Genomic DNA, 1,757 nt, shown 5'->3' with positions numbered 1-1,757 from the left:
GGATAAATAAGATGAGTGATATTCAAGATAATGACAGAGAGTTGGCTAACCGAAATTTTTGGACAAATATCAATAATCGTTCTGATTATATTAAGTATGAGTTTGGTCAATCAGTAGAACTATTGGAAAAATATTTACCTGAACTTAAAAGCAATTATGTTGAACTTTCACCAGCATTTGGGGCTGGCGAATTAAAAAATGGTATCATTAGGATTGTTAATCATCCTAATGATTGGGAGAATGTTGCCCAAGAATTAAAACGCTCACTTTTAGAGGTTTCTGCTGATTTGGTGGCGATTGTTAATGATGATTATGGTGTATGGGATAAAATACAGCAATGGGTGTCTTGGGCTTGGGGTGCCATTATTGGGGATTTTAATAAAGAGCCAACACTTAGCCAAACTATTGTTGCAGGTTTGATAAGTATCATTCCTGTGGCGGATCAAGTGTCAGATGTTAGAGATTTGGTGGCAAATGTTCTTACATTGACAAATGAGATTGAGAGAGAAAACAAAGAGAACTGGATCAATCTGGCATTGACTGCTTTTGGTTTAATACCAACGGTAGGTTCTGTTGTCAAGACTTTAATTAAGGTGATTAGACATAAAGACTTTGCTGACATAAAAGCTTTAGCTGAGATTATGGAAACCTGTGAAACCTATCTTAGAAAAATAGGGGCAGGCAATCAAATTCCTTGGAAGGATAATCCAATTCGTTGGTTGCAAACCAAACCTTGGCAAGAACTGGCGGATAGAGCAAAAACTAGCATTCAAAAATATCTATCAGAATTATCGTATAAATTTAAAACATTTGGTAGTGCTAATAGCGTTAATTTTAAAGACAGACCCAGTTTAAAATCATTGGATACTGGGCTTGATGCATTATTTAAAAGAGTTGATGAAATTGCCAGTCAAATCAATGATTATATTGATCAAATTGCTAAAGAAATTACAGAAAAAGTGGATGGATTATTATCCACGCCTTATGCAATGGCAATGGTGGCAAATGGGGGTAAGGTTACGCAAAATATTCATATTGGGGGCGGAGGAAATCTAAATGCTCCTACACAATCCACCCTTATTCAAAAAAGCCAAAAAGCTGTTTTCAAACAAATGCCCCAAAAGCGGGTGGCGTGTTTTAATCGTGTCAATACTGATAAAGCCAAAAAACGAGCCGATGAAAATATTAAAAATGATTACCCTGCTGGTTTTGGTAACAGTACATCGGCAGACGACTATCTGAACCGAGAAACTGACAGACAATTGCAAATGCAAGAGGCTGGCATTAACAGTTTGACGGTGGCAGAGTATGAGGCAGGAAGAAAGGCATTTCAAGCAAGAAAAGCCTCTCAAGGCAGTGGGCGAGGCGATGGCAAAGACCAAATAGAGACAAGGGATAAATTTAGGGCGGATTTATTGGAGCGTTACACAAATGAATATAAAGAAAACGGTATGTCACAAGTAGAGGCTGAACAAAAAGCAAATACCACCACCGACAATGTGATGGCAACTTTGGCTGCCTTACATAACCCAGACCAACTGATTGATGGCAACCTTAACAGCAAAGTACCAATGGATATGGGACTTAAAAATGTCAATTCTTCCATCGGCAGTCAGTGGAAAAATGTGCCTGATGATGCTACAATAGACCCATCGGACAAAGGGCGTACCCGAGTGGGTGCTATTGATGAAGCCATCAAATCAATTCCCGAAAGTGAGCGAGCCAACACTCGTATGAATGTTAAGTTAGAGAGGTGC

Annotated in this window: 1 protein-coding gene; it reads left to right on the top strand. The window is 38.7% G+C overall.

What is annotated here, in order from left to right; all coding sequences use genetic code 11:
- Positions 1–11: 11 nt before the first annotated feature.
- Positions 12–1,757, top strand: a 1,746-nt coding sequence (locus IM753_RS12715) for a polymorphic toxin type 15 domain-containing protein (protein WP_194109440.1), incomplete at its 3' end; no start/stop codon positions are given.

It is taken from the genome of Moraxella sp. K127 (genome assembly GCF_015223095.1).
Taxonomy (GTDB): Bacteria; Pseudomonadota; Gammaproteobacteria; order Pseudomonadales; family Moraxellaceae; genus Moraxella.
This window is presented reverse-complemented; position numbering and strand designations above follow the sequence as displayed.